Source organism: Janthinobacterium sp. 78 (assembly GCF_003096775.1).
Classification (GTDB): Bacteria; Pseudomonadota; Gammaproteobacteria; order Burkholderiales; family Burkholderiaceae_D; genus Janthinobacterium; species Janthinobacterium tructae.
The window spans coordinates 3,528,091-3,547,179 of record NZ_QENT01000001.1; the positions used below are offsets into that span (position 1 = coordinate 3,528,091).

Annotated in this window: 18 protein-coding genes; 10 read left to right on the forward strand and 8 right to left on the reverse strand. The window is 61.8% G+C overall.

Annotated features, from left to right (window positions below; all coding sequences use genetic code 11):
* Positions 1–6: 6 nt before the first annotated feature.
* Together C8C92_RS15465 and C8C92_RS15470 are read left to right on the forward strand one after the other, a co-directional pair.
* Entirely contained in the window at positions 7–2,619 is a 2,613-nt protein-coding gene (locus tag C8C92_RS15465) for a PAS domain-containing protein (protein WP_165829454.1), read from the forward strand.
* Complete coding sequence (locus C8C92_RS15470; RefSeq protein ID WP_133250766.1) at positions 2,616–2,915, forward strand: response regulator; 300 nt, start codon at positions 2,616–2,618, stop codon at positions 2,913–2,915. Before C8C92_RS15465 ends, C8C92_RS15470 begins: the two co-directional genes overlap by 4 nt.
* Before the next feature lie 3 nt (positions 2,916–2,918).
* Here the strand turns inward: C8C92_RS15470 and C8C92_RS15475 are convergent, their stop codons facing one another.
* Positions 2,919–6,119 carry a PAS domain-containing protein gene (locus tag C8C92_RS15475; protein ID WP_243420233.1) on the reverse strand — a complete coding sequence of 1,067 codons (3,201 nt, stop codon included), beginning with the start codon at positions 6,117–6,119 and terminating at the stop codon, positions 2,919–2,921.
* A gap of 139 nt (positions 6,120–6,258) precedes the next feature.
* On the opposite strand from C8C92_RS15475, the gene C8C92_RS15480 reads away from it, so the two are divergent.
* From C8C92_RS15480 to C8C92_RS15510, 7 genes are all read left to right on the forward strand, one after another.
* On the forward strand, positions 6,259–7,164 hold the full coding sequence (locus C8C92_RS15480) for an alpha/beta hydrolase (RefSeq protein WP_116744490.1): 906 nt from the start codon (positions 6,259–6,261) through the stop codon (positions 7,162–7,164).
* Positions 7,161–7,670: a hypothetical protein gene (locus C8C92_RS15485; protein ID WP_116744491.1), complete on the forward strand. Its 510-nt coding sequence runs from the start codon at positions 7,161–7,163 to the stop codon at positions 7,668–7,670. Before C8C92_RS15480 ends, C8C92_RS15485 begins: the two co-directional genes overlap by 4 nt.
* Positions 7,671–7,882: 212 nt before the next feature.
* The gene (locus tag C8C92_RS27485; RefSeq protein WP_165829455.1) at positions 7,883–8,053 is read left to right on the forward strand and encodes a hypothetical protein; all 171 of its coding nucleotides are present in this window, start codon (positions 7,883–7,885) and stop codon (positions 8,051–8,053) included.
* Between the two features lie 111 nt (positions 8,054–8,164).
* On the forward strand, positions 8,165–8,770 hold the full coding sequence (locus tag C8C92_RS27255; protein WP_133250767.1) for a DUF6624 domain-containing protein: 606 nt from the start codon (positions 8,165–8,167) through the stop codon (positions 8,768–8,770).
* Between the two features lie 140 nt (positions 8,771–8,910).
* Positions 8,911–10,152 carry a hypothetical protein gene (locus tag C8C92_RS15500; RefSeq protein ID WP_116744494.1) on the forward strand — a complete coding sequence of 414 codons (1,242 nt, stop codon included), beginning with the start codon at positions 8,911–8,913 and terminating at the stop codon, positions 10,150–10,152.
* A gap of 212 nt (positions 10,153–10,364) precedes the next feature.
* Positions 10,365–10,658 carry a YrhB domain-containing protein gene (locus tag C8C92_RS15505; RefSeq protein ID WP_116744495.1) on the forward strand — a complete coding sequence of 98 codons (294 nt, stop codon included), beginning with the start codon at positions 10,365–10,367 and terminating at the stop codon, positions 10,656–10,658.
* Between the two features lie 88 nt (positions 10,659–10,746).
* On the forward strand, positions 10,747–11,076 hold the full coding sequence (locus tag C8C92_RS15510; protein ID WP_133250768.1) for a hypothetical protein: 330 nt from the start codon (positions 10,747–10,749) through the stop codon (positions 11,074–11,076).
* Positions 11,077–11,361: 285 nt separating this feature from the next.
* On the opposite strand, the gene C8C92_RS15515 is transcribed toward C8C92_RS15510, so the two are convergent.
* Both C8C92_RS15515 and fusA read right to left on the reverse strand, forming a co-directional pair.
* Positions 11,362–11,892, reverse strand: coding sequence for an SRPBCC domain-containing protein (locus C8C92_RS15515; protein WP_116744497.1), 531 nt, complete (start codon positions 11,890–11,892; stop codon positions 11,362–11,364).
* A gap of 189 nt (positions 11,893–12,081) precedes the next feature.
* A complete protein-coding gene (fusA, locus tag C8C92_RS15520) occupies positions 12,082–14,190 on the reverse strand; it encodes an elongation factor G (RefSeq protein WP_116744498.1) in 2,109 nt (702 codons plus the stop codon).
* 371 nt (positions 14,191–14,561) lie between these two features.
* Here fusA and C8C92_RS15525 point away from each other — a divergent pair, with 371 nt between their 5' ends.
* Entirely contained in the window at positions 14,562–15,596 is a 1,035-nt protein-coding gene (locus C8C92_RS15525) for a phospholipase A (RefSeq protein ID WP_243420234.1), read from the forward strand.
* A 65-nt stretch (positions 15,597–15,661) separates the two neighbouring features.
* On the opposite strand, the gene C8C92_RS15530 is transcribed toward C8C92_RS15525, so the two are convergent.
* From C8C92_RS15530 to C8C92_RS15550, 5 genes are all read right to left on the reverse strand, one after another.
* On the reverse strand, positions 15,662–15,859 hold the full coding sequence (locus C8C92_RS15530) for a hypothetical protein (protein WP_096235523.1): 198 nt from the start codon (positions 15,857–15,859) through the stop codon (positions 15,662–15,664).
* A gap of 163 nt (positions 15,860–16,022) precedes the next feature.
* Positions 16,023–16,271, reverse strand: coding sequence for a hypothetical protein (locus tag C8C92_RS15535; protein ID WP_116744499.1), 249 nt, complete (start codon positions 16,269–16,271; stop codon positions 16,023–16,025).
* 100 nt (positions 16,272–16,371) lie between these two features.
* A complete protein-coding gene (locus C8C92_RS15540; RefSeq protein ID WP_116744500.1) occupies positions 16,372–17,295 on the reverse strand; it encodes a methyltransferase domain-containing protein in 924 nt (307 codons plus the stop codon).
* A 267-nt stretch (positions 17,296–17,562) separates the two neighbouring features.
* Positions 17,563–18,213, reverse strand: coding sequence for an ankyrin repeat domain-containing protein (locus C8C92_RS15545; protein ID WP_116744501.1), 651 nt, complete (start codon positions 18,211–18,213; stop codon positions 17,563–17,565).
* 16 nt (positions 18,214–18,229) lie between these two features.
* The gene (locus C8C92_RS15550) at positions 18,230–19,009 is read right to left on the reverse strand and encodes a TatD family hydrolase (protein WP_116744502.1); all 780 of its coding nucleotides are present in this window, start codon (positions 19,007–19,009) and stop codon (positions 18,230–18,232) included.
* Positions 19,010–19,089: the final 80 nt, after the last annotated feature.

The window sequence follows — 19,089 nt, forward strand, 5'->3', positions numbered from 1 at the left end:
GCCGGCATGAGCAGCACACCTGCCCCCCGCAGCCAGGCCGGCACCAGCGGCGTGGCCTTTTTGCTGCAACTGGAACGCCGGCTCCGGCTGCTGCAAGACACGGGCGAAATCCTCTCGCTGTCGGCGCAGCTGCTGGGCCAGCGCCTGGGCGCACAGCAAGTGGCCTGTTTCGATATCGACCAGACCCTGCAATGCTCCACCCTGCAGCATGCGTGGAGCGATGGCCTGGCGCCCGGTGCCGCCGGCGAATATTTCCTTGGCGACTATGCCGCCCGCCTGGCCGATGCGCTGGCCGCGGGCCAGGCGCTGGCCGTCAGCGATGTGGCCAGCGACCCGCGCACGGCAACGCCGGCCGCGCTGGCCACGTTTGCGCGCCTGGGCATCCGTGCCTTCCTGAACATTCCCATCGCCAAGGAGGGCCGGTTGGGCGCCCTGTTCGTCGTGCACAGCCGCGCGGCGCGCCTGTGGCATGCGGACGAGATCGAACTGGCGGTGCAAGTGTCGGAACGGGTCTGGTCGACCATCTTGCGGGCGCAGGCGGAATCGCGCTTGCGCGCGCTCAGTGCCAGCATGGAAATGCAGGTGGCCGAGCGCACGCGCGAATTTGGCCGCACCTGGAACGTCAGCCCCGATTTGCTGGGCGTGCTCAACCTCGACGGCTATTTCGAGCACTCGAACCCCGCCTGGCAAGCCACGCTGGGCTGGTCGGTGGAGGAAATCCGCACGACGCGCTTTCTGGAACTGGTCCACCCGGACGATTTGCCGCGCACCCATGCGGCCTGGGAGGCGGCCAACCAGGGCCAGCCGGCGCTGCGCTTCGAAAACCGTTACCGCCACAAGCTGGGCGGCTGGCACTGGCTGTCGTGGGTGGCCGTGCCCGAGGGCGAGAAGGTGTATTGCAGCGCGCGTGACATCACCGTGGAAAAGAAGCTGGAAGCGGACCTGGCCGCGCGCAACAGCGAGCGCGAGCGGCTGTGGCGCAGCGCGCAAGACCTGATGGTGGCCATCGATGCCGATGGCTGCTTTGCCGCCGTCAACCCGGCCTCGGCCGCCATCCTGGGCTGGCTGCCCGAGGAAATGCTGGGCCGCAGCCTGTTCGACTTCGTGCTGCCCGAGGATGCCGCCGCCACGCGCCTGGCGCTGGCGCACGTGACGCAGGAAGCCATGCCCAGCTTTGAAAACCGCTACCGGCACCGCGAGGGCGGCCACCGCTGGCTGTCGTGGGTAGCGGCGCCCGAAGGCGACCTGGTGTTTGCCACCGGGCGCCATGTCACGCTGGAAAAGGAAGCGCAAAGCACCTTGCGCAGCATGCAGGAATCGTTGCGCCACAGCGAGATGGCCCTGCTGCAATCGCAAAAACTCGAAGCGCTGGGCAAGCTGACGGGCGGCGTGGCCCATGATTTCAATAACGTGCTGCAAATTATCTCGGGCAATCTGCAACTGCTGCAAATGACCCTGGACGACGACCCGCTGGCCGCCAAACGCATCGCCAGCGCCTCGGACGCCGTGGAACGGGGCGCCAAGCTGTCGGCCCAGCTGCTGGCTTTTGCGCGGCGTCAACCATTGAAACCGCTGGTGACGGACCTGGCGCAACTGCTGCGTTCGACGGAAGAGCTGCTGCGGCGCGCCACGGGCGAAAGCATCGAAACACGTTTGCTGCTGGCCGACGACTGCTGGCGCGCCCTGGTCGACCCGCACCAGCTGGAAAACGTCATCCTCAACCTGGCCATCAACGCGCGCGACGCGATGGATGGCCAGGGCCAGTTGACCATCGAACTGGGCAACAGCGTGCTGGACAGCGACTATGCGGCGCGCCATGCGGACGTGGCGCCCGGCGATTACGTGCAGCTGACCGTCTCGGATACAGGCACGGGCATTCCCGCCGACTTGCTGGACAAGATTTTCGAACCGTTCTTCACGACGAAGAAGGAAGGCGAAGGCACGGGCCTGGGTTTGAGCATGGCGTACGGCTTCCTGCGCCAGAGCGGCGGCCACCTGACGGTGGACAGCGTGCCCGGCCATGGCAGCACCTTCCGCATCTACCTGCCGCGCTCGCTCGAAGCGGAAACGGAATTGCCGCTGCAATTGAGCGGCCCCGTTCTCGGTGGCAAGGAAACCATACTCGTCGTGGAAGACGACGTGCAGGTGCAGACGACGGTGGTGGACATGTTGCGCGGCCTCGGCTATGGCGTGCTGCGCGCCAGCGATGGCGAAAGCGCGCTGGCCATCGTCGGCAGCGGCGTCCCCATCGATTTGCTGTTTACGGACGTGGTGATGCCTGGCAAGGTCGCCAGCACGGAACTGGCGCGCCAGGCCCGGTTGCTGCTGCCGCATCTGGCCGTGCTGTTTACCTCGGGCTACACGCAGGACGCCATCATGCAGGGCGGCCGCCTGGAGCCGGGCGTCGAGTTGTTGAGCAAGCCGTACCGGCGCGAAGACCTGGCGCGGCGCATCCGCCACCTGCTGGCCAACGGCCGCCACGTGACTGCCCTGCACCAGTACCGCGCGCAACTGGCGCCGCAGCCGCTCACGCCGGCGCTGCCGGGGGCGCGGACGGGTGTGCGGCCAGGTATGCGCACATCTTGCTGGTGGAAGACAATGCGGATGCGCGCGCCATGACGAGCGAACTGCTGGCCATGCTGGGACACACGGTGCTGGCCGTGGGCACGGCCGAGGCAGCATTGCCCCTGCTGGGCACACCGGGACTGGAACTGCTGCTGACCGATATCAGCCTGCCGCACATGTCGGGCGTCGAGCTGGCCGAGCTGGCGGCGCGCGACTATCCACAACTGGAAGTGGTTTTTTCCACGGGCCATGCACCGGCCAATTCCGGCGTACTGGACCCGGCCGCACGCTTCCTCGTCAAACCATTTACCGTCGAGCAATTGCAGCACGCCTTGCTGCCGCCGGCTTAGCGCTTAGTAAACGTCGAGCCGGCGCGCCTTCAGTGCGCCGGCCAGCTCTTCCAGGCCAAACGGTTTGCGCAGGAAGCGCGCGCTGGCGTCCTGCATCAGGCTGGCTCCCCAGTCGTGCCCGGACGCAAACACCACCTCCAATTGCGGCCAGTGGGCGCGCGCATGGCGCGCCAGTTCCAGGCCGGACATGGTGGGCAGGCTGATGTCCGTCACCAGCACTTCCAGGCCCGGCATGGCCAGCAGGGGCAAGGCTGCCTCGGCGCTGGCCACGCCATGCACGGTATGCCCCAGCATATTGAGCATCTCGGTCGTCATTTCACGCGCATCGTCATTGTCTTCCACCAGCAGGATGCGTCGCCCCGACGGGTCGGGCGCGCCCACCAGGCGGCGGTCGGCCAGCACATGGCGGATGCGCCGCGCCAGGTCTTCGCGCTGGTAAGGCTTGCTCAACAGCTCCACGCCCGGGTCCAGGCGCCCGCCCTGCATGATGGCGTTGTGCGTGTAGCCCGAGGTAAACAGCACGGCCAGCTCCGGCAGCAGCAGCCGCGCTTGCTGCGCCAGCTCCTTGCTGCTGACGGGACCGGGCATGACCACGTCCGTAAACAGCAGGTCGATGGCCACGCCCGTGCCCAGCAGAGCCAGCGCCGAGGCGCCGTCGTCCGCATGCAGCACGTCGTAGCCCAGGCCGCGCAGCATGTCGACCACCGTGTGCCGCACGGGCGCATCATCTTCCACCACGAGGATGGTCTCGCCGCCGCCCAGCACGGGGCCCGTCAGGTCCGCTGGCGGTTCGGCCAGCTTTTCCAGCGAACGGGGCAGGTAAATTTTAAACGTCGTGCCGGCACCGGGCGCGCTGTGCACCTTGATGTGGCCCGCGCTCTGGCGGATGAAGCCGTAGGCCATGGACAGGCCCAGGCCCGTACCCTCGCCTTCGCGCTTGGTGGTGAAGAACGGTTCGAAAATCTGGTCGATCACGTCGCGCTCCATGCCATGGCCCGTGTCGGTGATGGTCAGCAGCACATATTGTCCCTCCAGCACGTCGGCATGCAGGCTGGCGTAGGCCGCATCGAGCGTGACATTGCTCAAGGTGAACGTCAGGCGTCCGCCCCCTTCCATCGCGTCGCGCGCATTGATGGCCATGTTCAGCAGCACATTTTCCATCTGGTTCGGGTCGACCAGGGTATGCCACAAGCCGTCGCTGATGAAGGTTTCCTCGGTGACTGCTTCGCCCAGGGCGCGGCGGATCAGCTCATGCATGCGGCGTAGCAGGCGGCCCAGGTCCGTCACTAGCGGCTTCAACGGTTGACGCCGCGCAAAGGCCAGCAGTTGCGACGACAGCTTGGCGCCCCGCTCGACGGCCGAGGCGGCCGAATCGAGGCGTCTGGCGGCCTGAGGATTATCGGCCACCGTCAGTTTCAGCAACTGTAAATTGCCGGAAATGATTTGCAGCACGTTATTGAAATCGTGGGCCACGCCGCCCGTCAGCTTGCCGATCGATTCCAGCTTTTGCGCCTGCAACAACGCTTGCTCGCTGCGCACCAGCGCCAGCCGCGCCTCTTTTTCATCGGTGACGTCGCGGCCGATGGCGTGGATCAGCTTTTGCGCCGGCACGGCCGTCCAGGAAATCCAGCGGTAGCCGCCATCGCGGCGCCGGTAGCGGTTTTCCATGCGCAAGGTGGGCGCGCCATGGGCCAGGCGCGACAAATCCTGCAAGGCCGCCATGCGGTCGTCCGGATGCACGAGGCTGATGAAATCCATGCCCAGCGATTCGATTTCCGGCCGCTCCAGGATCTTGCTCCAGGCGGGATTGACGGCGATGATCATGCCGGCCAGGTCCGCCACCAGCATGATGTCGGTCGACAGCCGCCACATGCGGTCACGGTCGGCCGTGCGGTTGGCCATTTCCACTTCCAGCGAGGAATTCAGGTAGGCCATCTTTTCCAGCACGTTTTTATGTTCCTGCACGTCCGTATTCGTGCCCACCCAGCGCAGCACCGTGCCCGCCTCGTCGAACAGGGGCAAGGCGCGCGCCAGGAACCAGCGGTAGGCGCCGTCGCTGGCGCGGCGCATGCGGAACTCGTGTTCGTAGGCGCTGGCCGTGGCGACGGCCCGCTCCCAGCTAGTCTGCGTGGCCTGCACGTCGTCCGGATGCACGCACTGGCGAAAGCCGCTGGTGACCAGCGACTTCAGCGATTGCCCCGTGTACTCGCACACCTGCTCATTGACCCAGTAGGTGGCGCCGCTGCCATGCGCCAGCCAGGCCTGGTTGGGCATGGTCGAGGCAAGCGAACGGAATTGTGCCTCGCTGTCGAGCAAGGCATTGCGCGCCTGCCAGTGCTCGTCGATGTCTTCGCACGAGCCATACCATTTCACGGGCTGGCCCCGCTCGTCGAGCCGGCAATACGCGCGCGAGTGCACCCAGCGGTAGCGGCCGTCCTGGCGGCGCACGCGCATTTCCTGGTCCAGGGGCTGGCCACTGCCCACCGCTGCGCTCCACGCCGCCAATGCGCGGGGCACATCGTCGGGGTGGATGGCGTCCATCCAGCTGGTGCCCAAGCCATTGCCGCCCGTCCATTCGCGCCAGCGCTGCGCCACATAGTCGAGCTTGCCGTCGATGTCGGCCGTCCACAGCACTTGCGTGTTCAGTTCTATGGCGTAATGAAAGTGTTCGCGGCTGTCGTGCAGCGCTCTTTCCAGCTGGCCCCGCTCGATGACATGCGCGGCCACGCGCGCAGCCAGCGCCAGCAATTCGATTTCGGGTTGCGTGGGATGGCATGACGCGGGGAAGAACAGGCCCAGCACGCCCAGGATATGCCCTTTGGCGCCGAACACGGGGGCGACCCAGCAGGCGCGGTAGCCGTGCAGCATGGCTTCCTTGCGGCCCGCGCTCCAGTGCACGTCGCGCGTGATGTCGCCGCAATACACGGGCGCGCCGGAAAAGGCCGCCGTGCCGAACGGCGAAGGCTGCTCACCGCCGTGGCGCAAGGCCAGGCACAGGTCTTGTGGCAGGCTGGGCGCGGCCAAGCCGCAAAAGCGGTCGGCCTCGTCGATGAGCAGCAGGCAGGCATGCGCGCCGCCATCGGCCAGGTCTTGCAACGCCAGCAACAAATGCTCCAATGCATGGGCCAGGTCGGCGCCTGCCGCGATACTGCCCAGCGCACTATGCTCGGCGTCCAGCAAGGAAAGAATGTTGTTTGCGTGCACCGTGTCGATATGGGGAAAACTGATGCCCGGAATATACCATGGGGCACCCCTCTTCTAGGGGAAAACAGCGTGCCGCTTGATCCCGGCGTCCACGCGGCCCTATGCTAAAGTGTTGCTCTCTTCTCAAGCGAAACCAACGATGCCCACGTCCCTGCCATCCTCCCTGATCGCCACCGCCCTGCTCGCCTGCGTCCACGGCGCCGTCGCCGCCCCCATGAGCCTGGACGACTACCTGGCCCTGAACGGCCCCGTCCCCACGGCGCAGATCGCGTATGGCCCCGCGCCGTCGCAATACGCGCAGCTGTTCCGGCCCGAGGGCAGCGGACCGTTCCCCGTCGTCGTGCTGGTGCATGGCGGCTGCTGGACGGTGGCCTTTGGCGGCATCAAGCAGATGCGCAGCGTGGCCGGCGCCCTGGTGGCGCAAGGCATCGCCGTATGGAATGTCGAGTACCGGCGCGTCGACGAGCCGGGCGGCGGCTATCCGGGCACGTATGAAGACATGCACGCGGCGCTGGACAGCCTGCAGCAGCACGCGCCCGAATACCAGCTGGACGTGAAGCGCATCGTCGCCATCGGCCATTCGGCCGGCGGCCAGCTGGTGCAATGGATCGCCGGCAGGGACAAACTGCCGAAGAGCAGCCCCCTGTACCGCGACACCTTCCTGCCAATCAAGAATATCCTCAGCCTGGGCGGCCTGGCCGACCTGCGCCATGAAAAGGACTTGATCAAGAGCAGTTGCGAGCGCGACATCGCGCAACTGGCAGGCAGCGCCAGCACTGAGCGTCCCGACATCTACAGCGACACCAACGCCGCCGACCTGATGCCCAACGGCAGCCGCACCGTGCTGGCCACGGGCGAACTCGACACCATCTCCCCGCCCAGAGTCGCGCATGACTATGCGGCCAAAGCCAAGCTGGCCGGCGACCATGCAGAAGTGCTGATCTTGCCCGGCGCCAGCCACTATGACGAGATTGCGGCCACGTCGAATGCGTGGCCGATGATCTTGCCGGTGATCAAACAGATGCTGGCAATGGAGGCGAAATGAAGCGCGCCCTCGCCTTCACCCTGCTTGCCACCTGCTCCGCCCTGGCGTTCGCCGCCGATACCCACTCGCTCGAAAGCGGCTTGCTGCATGCCATGCAGCTCAAAAAGGGCACGACCGAGCGCACGGGCACGTCCGGCCAGGCCATCCGCGCCTACCAGCACGCGGGCCTGGTCAGCAAGACGCCCCGCCAGCGCTTCGACTACACCGACTATTATCTGCTGGACAAGCCAGTGCCCTTCATGGGCCACGAACTGGTGCTGATCGAAGAAGAATACCGCAGCAAATACATAGGCTGCTGCGCCAGCCCCGGCGTCGGGATCACGCTGAAAGTCCATGGCAGCATCAAGAATCTGCAGCAGTTCGCCCGCGCCAGCCGCTGCACCCTGACCGATCATATTGATTTTGCACATAACCTGCGCGAAGTGGCGATCAAGAACAAGGTTCCCAAGGCGCACTATGCGTCCCTGAGCTGCCGCGAGCGCGATGCCGAGCGCGATGAGTCGTGAGGCCAGAAGCGGCCAATCACGTTGACGTGACAATGCGTGACTTTTCTCGCTCACTAATTCGTTATGCTCATTGCCGCAGTCAGCCGCTACCGCCCACACGAGGTCGTTGCCAGATTCTTGCGCTTGGAGTGGTAAATCTGCGGTCTCCTTTCAGAGATGCAGCAGTGTCTATTGAAATAGTGACGATGCAGATCGCATCATTGAGGGTACATATGAAAAAAACATTTCCACAGTTCGTCAGTGTTGGTTTGGGCGTTGCTACCGGAACCTTGCTTTACACTCGCTTCCTTGGGGAAGCTCATGAGTTCGATTGGGGGCGTGCTGCCTTTGTCGGTATATTTTGCGCAACAATAGCTTTTATCTGGCCATCAAAAAAGAATTAAGTTCAAACCTCACTTTGCTCGATAGCGTATCAATACGCTTCAGGGCAGAACCAGCCAAGGACGGCAAGCGGCCAGGAGCGGACAATCCGGTACCAACTTGAAAGGATGCCAGTGCAGAAACGACTCGTTTTTTTAGTTCTTTTAGGTTTTGCCTTGCAGGCAGCAGCTCACCAACTCGACTGTGAAAATGTCGGCACCCACTTGAATGAGCTGGCCAGTGCGGACCAGCAAATCCGACAAGAGTCGAACTTGCTTGAGCAGAACCCTAAAAACACCGCCGCCGAAAGAGATGACCTGCAACGGCGCTGGCGCACTATCGATAGCGAAAACTTGAAGCAGTTCAAGGAAATCATTGCAGCATGTGGCTGGCCAAAAACGAAGAAGGACAGTAACAGTGCCTGGTTGCTGGCTCAACATGCGGACAGCGACCTTGCCTTTCAACGCCTTGCGAGAGGGCTTCTCGAGGCGTCTGTCAAAGTCGGCATCGCAGCACCGCGTGATCTTGCCTATCTTGCCGACCGCATCGCTGCCAACGAAGGCCGTCCGCAAGAGTATGGGACGCAATTTTCAAAGTCGGATCGCTGTCATTTAATACTTGATCCGGTCGATAACCGAAAGCTGGTCAACCGTCGCCGCTTGGCTATTGGACTGCAAAGTCTTGAGGAATACGAGGCCGAAGGACGCAGGCGTTTTATTCCGCCTGATTGTCAAAGTTAAATGAATGAGCAGAAAAACTAATGACTGCTCTGGGGCGTAACCTGCCAACGACAGCAACCGGCCAAGAGCCGACGTTCCTGGCTAGCGACAGTTTACACTGTTGACTCATTCACTGACCGCCCTGACCGGCCCACACTACTATGCTCTTCCGTCTCGCCTTCCTTGCCGCCACCCTGACGCTCGGCTTTGCCGGTTCGGCCGTCGCCGATACCGCCGTCCTTGAAAAACTCACCGCTGGCCGGCTCGCTATCACCGTTGACAAAGGCACGTTATCGGGACCCGGTGCGGCACTGCTGCTGCAAGCTTCGCGCCAAGCGCAGTACGTCCTCCTCGGCGAGAATCACGGTGTCGCCGAGATTGCCCAGTTTTCATCCGCCTACTTCAATGCCTTGCCCCCGGCCGGCTTCACGACGTTGGTCACTGAAAATGGTCCAGCCGTGACGGGCGCGCTCGAAGCGATGCTCAAGGGCGCCGACGCGGTTGCGGCCATCGGCAGATTCGACGCCACCTATCCGGACTCCATTGCTTTCTACACCATGCGTCAGGAAGCAGAGATGCTCGCCGGCTTTGCCCGGGCCGCAGGACCGCGCTTCGAGTACTGGGGCATCGATCAGGAATTCATCGGTGCGGCCAAATACCTGATCACCCTGATGCTGGCCCAGCCGGTGAATCCGGCCGCCCGCGCGAAGCTGGAAGCGTTGCGTCAAATGGAAGCTGTCGCTTCTCAAAAGGCGGCAGCCACCGGCAATCCCTTCGAGTACTTCATACTGTCGGCCTCAACCGAGGACCTGACCTCGTTGCGCCCACTACTTGCCAGCCCCAAAGAGCACACCGCGCGAGGCCTGCTCGATGCATTGCTGGCCACCCGCGCCATCTATCAGAAAAGCGCCTCGAAAGTGCCCGGCGATCGCGCCCTATCGAACCGCCTGCGTTTGACGCTGTTAAAGCGGACCCTGGAAACCCGGCTCGGCATGCAAGAGCAAAAGCTGCTGGTCAAGGTCGGCGCCAATCACGCATACAAGGGTATTAATCCACTCAACAATCGTGACATTGGCAACTTTCTGGCTGAACGCGCCGATGGCCAGGGCCATACCTCGCTGCACCTGATCGTGCTGGCGGCGAAGGGGACGCAACTGAGATTCGCGGGAGCTGGCAAGCCATATCAGCCGGCACCAGTCGAACTTGACAGCCCGGCCTTCAAACTGCTGGCCAGTGCAGGCGCCACCGACGGCAGTTGGTCTCTCTTTGATCTGCGGTCACTGCGGCCAGACTCGCGCAAACTGGCGGGGGGCGACATTGAAATGTTCAACCTGATCAACGGCTACGACTTTGCCCTGCTTATCCCCGAAGGCAGCGCTTCTGCGCAGCTCGTGACACCGTAGAAGGGGTGGAGGGTATTTCAATAATTGTAATTTTGCAATTAAACTGATTTCCCCGCCGCGAAACGGCCACACGTGCATGGAAATGCGGCCCTTTCGCTCCAGGGCGGCACCAGCCTGGAGTGAGAATTAGTGCGTTTACAGATGGGCAAACCGCTATCCTGCACGCCGTCGGCCGGGTTCGGCCAGAAGCAGTCATTCACAAGGAGCCCAAAATGCTTAGCAATGTAGAGTGCCGCGCTCTTGCCGAGCAGTATTTGCTCAGGTTGGCACGACAGGGGGGAGAAGAGTTAGTGCTGATACCTGAACCACTTGAGACATCAGGTACTCTCGCTTACGGTTATAACACGGCGAGTTTCGTCGCTACAGGTGACTATGTCTATGCGCTGGCAGGCAATGGACCGCTCATGGTGAGCAAGTTGACTGGGGAGATCAAGGAAGCAGGAACTGCTCTTCCTACCGAACACTATGTTCGCGAGTTCGAGGTCATCATTGAAAGGTCCGCTTAGGGGCTGACCCCGCCAACAGCGGCAACCGGCCAAAAGCGGACCTCCCCCTGTTCACCCCAGTCGATCACATTCCAGTTATAGAACCAAAATGATGAATCGTATGCAAGAATCGTTGGCGCGCGCGGCCGAGGAGTTAGGTATTCGTATTTTTGTCGGATACTGCGCCAAACTCCCCGATGGAAATTCCATTCAAACGCAGGCGCTATTTCCCGACCTTGGCGGGGCACTAGGCATCATCGTGATTAGTGAGGCGATCGATGCATCTATTTTGCGTCATTGGGTGACGCAAGGATTTGGGTATTCGATTTTCTCCGAACCATTGCCAAATGAAGAGTTCGATTTGGATAACTATTTGGAAATGTTTTCGGATTGGGGATGGACGAGCAATGGAAGCTCAAAACCTTTGTGGATGCGTTGAACAACAGCGTTTGTTACCCAAACATGTAAATCCAGCGAATTCGCTGCGTCCGCTTTGGGGCGAAAGCAGACGTCCCTCAACCGCAAACTGGCAACGATAGCAAGAACAGGCCCGCCCCTCAAACCAAGGCTCCCCGGGCCCAGCGGGCCTGAAAAATGGCCAGGGCAAGGCGCGCGGGCGAAGACAGTACGCATGTACGGCGAGCCCAAGCAACGCAGCCATGGCCATTTTCTCAGGCCCGCGACTCCGGCCCGCTGTTTTTAATAGCCAGCGTTCAATACAATCCTACTGAACACGGGCAAGATACTGTGCCAGCTGGCCGAAAGTAGCCTTGAACCCCTGCTTCATCGACTCATGCCCTTCTAGGAAAGTCTCATGCTGCTCATCCGTCGCCTTGTGCGGCGTCGACCGTAACGTCATCGTCGTCTTGCCGTTTTCCTCGGTCAGGGTCATGGTATTGAACGATTCCAGCGGCCAGGTGGCGCTGACGGGGTGCTGCACGGCATTGCCTTGCTGGTCGGCGAATGACAGGATCGACACGATCTTTTCCGGCGCTTCGATCTGCTGGTAGGTGAACTTGCCCCACATTTCGTAGCCATTGTCGGCGCGCATGCCGTAGTGGAAAACGCCGCCCGGCTGCAAGTCCAGCGCCAGCACGCTCAATTCAAAGCCGACGGGCCCCCACCACTGGGCCAGGCGCTCCGGCTCCACCCACGACTGGAATACCAGTTCGCGCGGCGCGTCGAAGGTTTGCGTGATGACAAAGTCGCTGCTGTCGCGGTGCTGTCCTTCCTGCTTCTGTTCTGCGGTGGCCATGCTCTCTCCTGTGTTGGTAGACTGGCAGTGAATGTAACAGTAGCGCCGAAAATGGGAAAGCCCTGTACGCCAGCCCATTGAGCGTAGGTCGGCTTAGCGCGCAGCGCGTAAGCCGACAACATTGTTGCCACAGCCGGTGGTGGTGTCGGATTACGCGCTTGCGCGCCTCGGCGGCCCCGCTAATCCGACCTACCTCGCTTTGCCCGCCGCCGCCACCTGATCGAGGATATGCTTGGGCACGGCCGCATAGTGCTTGAATTCCATCGTGTAAGTGGCGCGGCCCTGGGTCAGCGAACGCAAGGTGGTGGAATAGCCGAACATTTCGGCCAGCGGCACCAGGGCCTTGACGATGCGCCCCGCGCCGCCGGGGATGTCGTCGACGCCCTGCACCATGCCGCGCCGGGCCGTCAAATCGCCCATGACGTTGCCCATGAACTCTTCCGGCGTTTCCGCCTCCACCTGCATCATCGGTTCCAGCAACACAGGGTGGGCTTTGCGCATGCCATCCTTGAAGGCGATGGAGCCGGCCATGCGAAACGCGTTTTCGTTCGAATCGACGTCGTGGTAGGAACCGAACGTCAAGGTAGCCTTCACGTCGACGACCGGGTAGCCGGCCAGTACGCCGGCCTTTAACGTTTCAGCGATGCCCTTGTCGACGGCGGGAATGAATTCGCGCGGCACCACGCCGCCCTTGATGGCGTCGACGAACTGGTAGCCCGCACCTGGCGGCAAGGGTTCCAGTTTCAGCACCACGTGGCCGTACTGGCCCCGTCCGCCCGACTGCTTGACGAACTTGCCCTCGATATCGTCCACCGTGCGCGTGATGGTTTCGCGGTACGCCACCTGCGGCTTGCCGACATTGGCTTCCACGCCGAATTCACGCCGCATGCGGTCGACCAGAATTTCCAGGTGCAATTCACCCATGCCCGACATGATGGTCTGGCCCGACTCCTCGTCCGTATGCACCCTGAACGACGGGTCTTCCTGCGCCAGCCGGTTCAGGGCGATACCCATCTTTTCCTGGTCGGGCTTGGTCTTCGGTTCGACCGCCTGGGAAATCACGGGTTCCGGGAAAATCATCTTTTCCAGCACGATGATGTGGTCGATGGCGCACAGGGTGTCGCCCGTGGTCACGGCTTTCAGGCCCACGGCGGCGGCGATGTCGCCCGCATACACTTCCTTGATTTCCTTGCGCTCGTTCGCATGCATCTGCAAGATGCGCCCCAGCCGCTCGCGCGCGCTCTTGGTGGGGTTGTAGACCATGTCGCCCGAGTTCACGACGCCCGAATACACGCGGAAGAAGGTCAGTTGCCCCACGAACGGGTCCGTCATGATCTTGAAGGCCAGCGCGGCAAAGTGCTCCTCGTCCGTCGGATGGCGCTCCACCTCGTTGTCGTGCTCGTCGTGGCCCATGATGGGTGGCACTTCCATCGGCGACGGCAGGTATTCGATGACGGCGTCCAGCATCGCCTGCACGCCCTTGTTCTTGAAGGCGCTGCCGCACAGCATGGGCACGATCTCGTTGCGGATGGTGCGCGCGCGCAAGGCTTGCTTGAGTTCCGCTTCCGTGAATGTGTCGCCATTCAGGTAGCGTTCCGTCATCTCGGTGGTGGCCTCTGCCGCGTGCTCGACCATGTGCTCGTGCCACTCCTGCGCCTGTTCCCGCAGTTCGGCGGGAATCTCGCCATAGCTGAACTGCACACCCTGGCTGGCGTCGTCCCAGGTGATGGCGCGCATTTTCAACAGGTCGATCACGCCCGTGAAATGCTCTTCGGCACCGATGGGTAGCTGGATGGGCACGGCCACGCCTTTCAGACGCTCGCCGATCTGCTTGCGCACGCGCAGGAAATCGGCGCCCACCCGGTCCATCTTGTTGATGAAGGCGATGCGCGGCACGTGGTATTTATTGGCTTGCCGCCAGACGGTTTCCGATTGCGGCTGCACGCCGCCAACGGCATCGTAGACCATCACGGCGCCGTCGAGCACGCGCATCGAGCGTTCGACTTCAATCGTGAAATCCACGTGGCCGGGCGTGTCGATGATGTTGATGCGGTGTTCGGGGAAGTTGCCGGCCATGCCTTTCCAGAACGCCGTGGTGGCGGCCGAGGTGATGGTGATGCCCCGTTCCTGCTCCGGCTCCATCCAGTCCATGGTGGCGGCGCCATTGTGCACTTCGCCGATCTTGTGATTCACCCCGGTGTAGAAAAGGATGCGCTCGGTGGTGGTGGTCTTGCCGGCGTCGATATGGGCGCTGATGCCGATGTTTCGGTAGCGCTCGATAGGTGTTTTGCGGGTCATCACAATCTCCATGGCTTACCCCGGCACGACCGGGTTTGCGTCGGTTTTTCAGTGTAGCAGACATCGATTTGGAGGGCGTCCAGTGACCCGTTTTTACCGTGCGCGCAACACTCACACTAACGCGCACGCGCGTTGCACAGGACAAACAAGAGTTTCGGCTATACTTTCAACTTTATTAATCCAGTAAAGATTAATCAAAATCAACACGCACCGTAAATTTTCGTGCAAGGCGACGCCGCCGGCATGCCAGCCCAGGTGCGCACCGAATGACATGCCCCACTCAGCCTATGACTATCCGACTAAGAAAAATAATTCTCTCCTCCCTGCTGGCGTCGCCAGCTCTGGCCATGGCCGGCGAACTGGAACAGCAAATGCAACGTTGCGCCGTGCTCGGTGACGCCAGCGCCCGTCTGGGCTGCTTCGACACCCTGGCCAAGGCGGCGGAAAAGGCCACCATCGCCGCCGGTGGCGATCCCGCCGCAGCGGCAGTGACCCTGGCAGCGGCCGCCGAGGTCGCCCCCCTCACGCTTGTCAGCCCGCCTGGCGTGGCCACGCCGGACGCCGTCAACGCCGCCATTCCCGCCATCGCCCAGGCTGGCGCGGCGCCGCCGGAAGCACCGATTTCGCGCACGCAGCAATCGTGGGAACTCAACGATGCCTCGAAGCGCGGCCTGTTCAACTTCCGCCCGCACCGCGACACCTATCTGCTGCTGGCCAACTACAGCGACGCCTCGAACGACGAGCCGTTCCAGGATTTCACGCCAGGCGGCGTCAAGAGCCAGCACGTGGAATTGACCTTCCAGCTGAGCTTCAAGATGAAGTTGCTGGAAGACATCGCCGGCACGCCCATCGACATGTGGTTCGGCTACACGCAGCAAAGCTTCTGGCAGGCGTATAACCGCAAGGCTTCGAGCCCCTTCCGCGAGACCAACTATCAGCCGGAATTGATGCTGGTCTTGCCGATCAACAAGAACTTTGCCGGCGTGGAATTCAATTACCTGAATTTCGGCGTGGTGCACCAGTCGAATGGCCAGACCTCGACCCTGTCGCGCAGCTGGAACCGCGTGTATGCCGAGCTGGGCGTGGAAAAAGACAACCTGGCCGTCACGACGCGCGTCTGGCACCGCCTCGACAATGGCAAGTCCGACAATGACAATATCGACATCACCGATTACATGGGACATGGCGACTTGCGCGTGAGCTACCGCAATAAGGGTCACGAGTATGCCGTGACGGCCCGCCGCAATTTCAGCAAGAAACATGGTTCCATGCAGGCGAGCTGGGCTTTCCCATTGAAAGCCAACCTGAAAGGCTATCTGCAACTGTTTTCCGGCTATGGCCAGAGCTTGATCGACTACAACTATTCGCAGAAATCGATCGGCGCCGGTTTCATGGTCGACCTGTAAGCAGCACAGTGAGAGAAATGAAAATGGCGCCAAGGGCGCCATTTTTTATTGTTGGGAAGTAAATTTCAACGCCGGCCGCCGCCCAGCACGCGGGCCGGCAGCATGACGATGGCGCGCAGCAGTTCGAACACGCCTTCCACGCCGATGCCGATCAGGCGCAATGGCAGCAACAGCAGCCAGGCCAGCGGATACAGCACGAGCGCCAGCAAGGCCAGGGGCCAGCACACCAGCAAGAGCAGCAACCACAGCACAAATCCCAGCATCGCGTTCCCCTCGAATAAAATGTGCGGAGCAAGCCGTGCTTGCCCCGCTACCGTGACAGCACTATAGTCAAGCGCCGCCACGGCGGCAACGACCATGCGATGAACTGCACCATGCGGGGATGGACTGGATAAAAACGGGGATGAGCGGTAGTTGGCGCGCAGCTTACTGGCCGACGCAAATCACTTTCGTGATGTACTCATGCGCATTCGGCTTCTTGCTGCCGGCCCATCTGATGGCCTGGTTGGCCTCTTCGATGGTCAGGATGGAGGCCTTTTCCTTCGACTTGATGAAGGACACGCCTTCAAACACGCCTTCCTTGCTGCGCATTACCTTGGCAAACACGGGCGGCTTGGTCTCGCCATCGCTGATTTTGTTCTGTTGCACGAGGTAACGCTGATCGATCTGTTCCATGATAATAAAGCTGTCCAGTGGGTAAAACACGGAATATACCCTGAATGGACAAACGCCGCAGAACGAAATCGCTGCGGCGTTGCCTTTACATCAATGAAATTCAGGCGTAGACGGCGTTCTGTACTACTGGCTGCAAGTTGACATCGTAGATCACCTGGGCGCGGATCGACGCTTCCAGCGAGGGGATCGAACCGCCCGCGCGGTACTGGAAACTCACTTGCAGCACGTCGCCCGCCTTCACGGCCACCGGCGCGGCCAGCGGCAGACACATGTAGTGGTTCAGCCAGTCGATGGTGGTCGAGCGCTCGGGCACCACGGCCAGGATGTTCTTGGTGACGAAGCGCAAGGCGTTCAGGGTGCCGCTGCGCTCAACGACAAACTTGCCGTCGAAACCGAATACGCTGTCCGTCGGCTGGCTGAAGTCGATGATGCTGTACACGGCAGGCGGCGCCAGTTCCTGCACGCCCGGGTGGATGGCCGCGGTTTCCTGGAATTGCACGATGGGCGCGTAAAAGCCCTCGAAGTCATATTCCTGCTGCATCGGCTGCACGGCCATGATGACGGCTTCGGGCAGGAAGATGGGCAGCGGACCGCCGAAACGGGCCAGGTAGCGGCGCTTGAACGATTCGATCACTTCCACCTGCTTTTCGCGTAGCATGCCCACATGGATCATTTCGCAAATGACCACGTCGACGGGCTCGGGCGGCAGGTATTCAAAGGCGTCCGCGTGGACGACTTCGACTTTTTCCCCGTTGGGATTGAGCGCCAGCATCTTGCGCGCTTCCTTGACCATGTCCGGATTGAATTCCACGCACCACACCTTGTCGGCGCGCGCGGCCGCAAACCACGACAGCACGCCCGTGCCTCCGCCCAGTTCCAGCACCTTCATGCCAGGTTTCACCGCGTAATCGATCGCCGACTTGAACCCGTGCATGCGGTTCTGATCCATCAACATATTGTGATGGTAATGGACGGGGATAAATTGCCCCAGGTAACAACTCTCGATTTCTCGTTCATTCAGCATGTCTGTCCTCTTGGAGTCTGGCTCCGATGGCCGATCGGTTTTGTCATTCCAGAAAGCAGTGATATTGCACGGGCTGCGCGCGGGGCGGCGACAGTACAGCCGGCGCCTGACGTTGATGTGATGGCCCATGCGACGATCTCCTGATTAATGCGACATACTCATTATCGTTAATCGGCAGGGAGAACAAAGGGCTGAGGTGAGAGGCAATTCCATGCCAGTTTCAGCGCTGGCATGGAAAATATTGCTGGAAAGATTACTTACATGTCCTTATTTACGTCCAGCGCGCGCCTTCTGTGCCGCTTCGATGATGGCCACCACGCCGGGCTTGTCGCCCGCCTGGGCGAACTGCGCGGCCGTCCAGCCATGATCGCTTTTCAGGCTGGCGTCCGCGCCCCAGGACAGCAGCAGCTTGACGGCGCCCTCCTGTCCTTCGCGGGCGGCGAACATCAGCGGCGTGACGTTGGCCGGCGCGCGCGCATCGACCACGGCGTCGCGCTCCAGAAAAATCTTCATGATGGGCAAGTCGCCGGCCGAGGCCGCATAGTGCAGCGCCGTCCAGCCGCTCTGGTTGACCTTGGCGCCCTTGGCCAGCAAGGCGTTCACGGCGTCCTGCTTGTGCTTGTAGGCGGCCATCATCAGCGCCGTGTTGCCATTCGCCGAGCGCGCTTCGAGGTCGATGCCCGGCGCATCGAGCAGCAGCTTGAACACTTTGTCCGCATCGTCGCGCAGGGCCAGCACGAGGGGAATGTCGCCGCGCTGCGTATCAGGCTGGTTCGGGTTCATGCCGTCCGCCAGCATGCTGCGCACGCCGCTGGCGTTGTTGACGGAGACGGCACGGAAGAAGCTGTCCGGATCCGGCGCCGCATGACTGGCGGTGGCACAGCACAGCAGCATCGCCAGCGCGAGTTTTTTCATCATGTTTTACCTTAAGAAATTATGGCAACTGATTGAATAGCTTGAAGAAATTATTCGTCGTCTGCTGCGCCACCTGGGCCAGCGGGATGCCTTTCAGGGTCGACAGGTATTCCGCAACGTGGGCCACGTAGCCCGGTTCGTTCATGCGGCCGCGGAACGGCACGGGCGCCAGATACGGCGAGTCCGTCTCGATCAGGATGCGCTCGAGCGGTACTTCCAGCGCCACGGCTTGCAAATCCTTCGCGCTTTTGAACGTGACGATGCCGGAAAAGGAAATGTAGAAACCCATGTCGATGGCGGCGCGCGCCACTTCCAGGGATTCCGTAAAGCAATGCATGACGCCGGCCACGCCGCCGTCGGATACGCCCGCGCCCTCTTCGCGCATGATGCGGATGGTGTCTTCACTGGCCGCCCGTGTGTGAATAATCAAGGGCTTGCGCGTGATTCTTGAAGCTTTGATGTGCGTGCGAAAACGCTCGCGCTGCCATTCGAGGTCGCCCGTCAGGCGGAAATAGTCGAGGCCCGTCTCGCCGATGGCGATGATCTTCGGATGGTCGGCCAGGCGCACCAGGTCTTCCACGGACGGTTCAGGCGTGTCTTCGTAGTCGGGATGCACGCCGACGGAAGCGAAAATGTGCGGATACTGCTCGGCCAAAGCCAGCACCTGCGGGAAGTCCGGCAAGTCGACGGACACGCACAGCGCGTGCGTCACCTTGTTCTCGGCCATCTTGGCGAGAATCTCGGGCATGCGAGCGGCCAGCTCGGGGAAATTGATATGGCAATGGGAATCGATATACATAAGGCGGGATTGTACCGGAGGGAGCAAAAACTGGCAGGGGAAGCGCTGGGCGCAGCCCCCTGCCGTGGCGGTGCGGATGC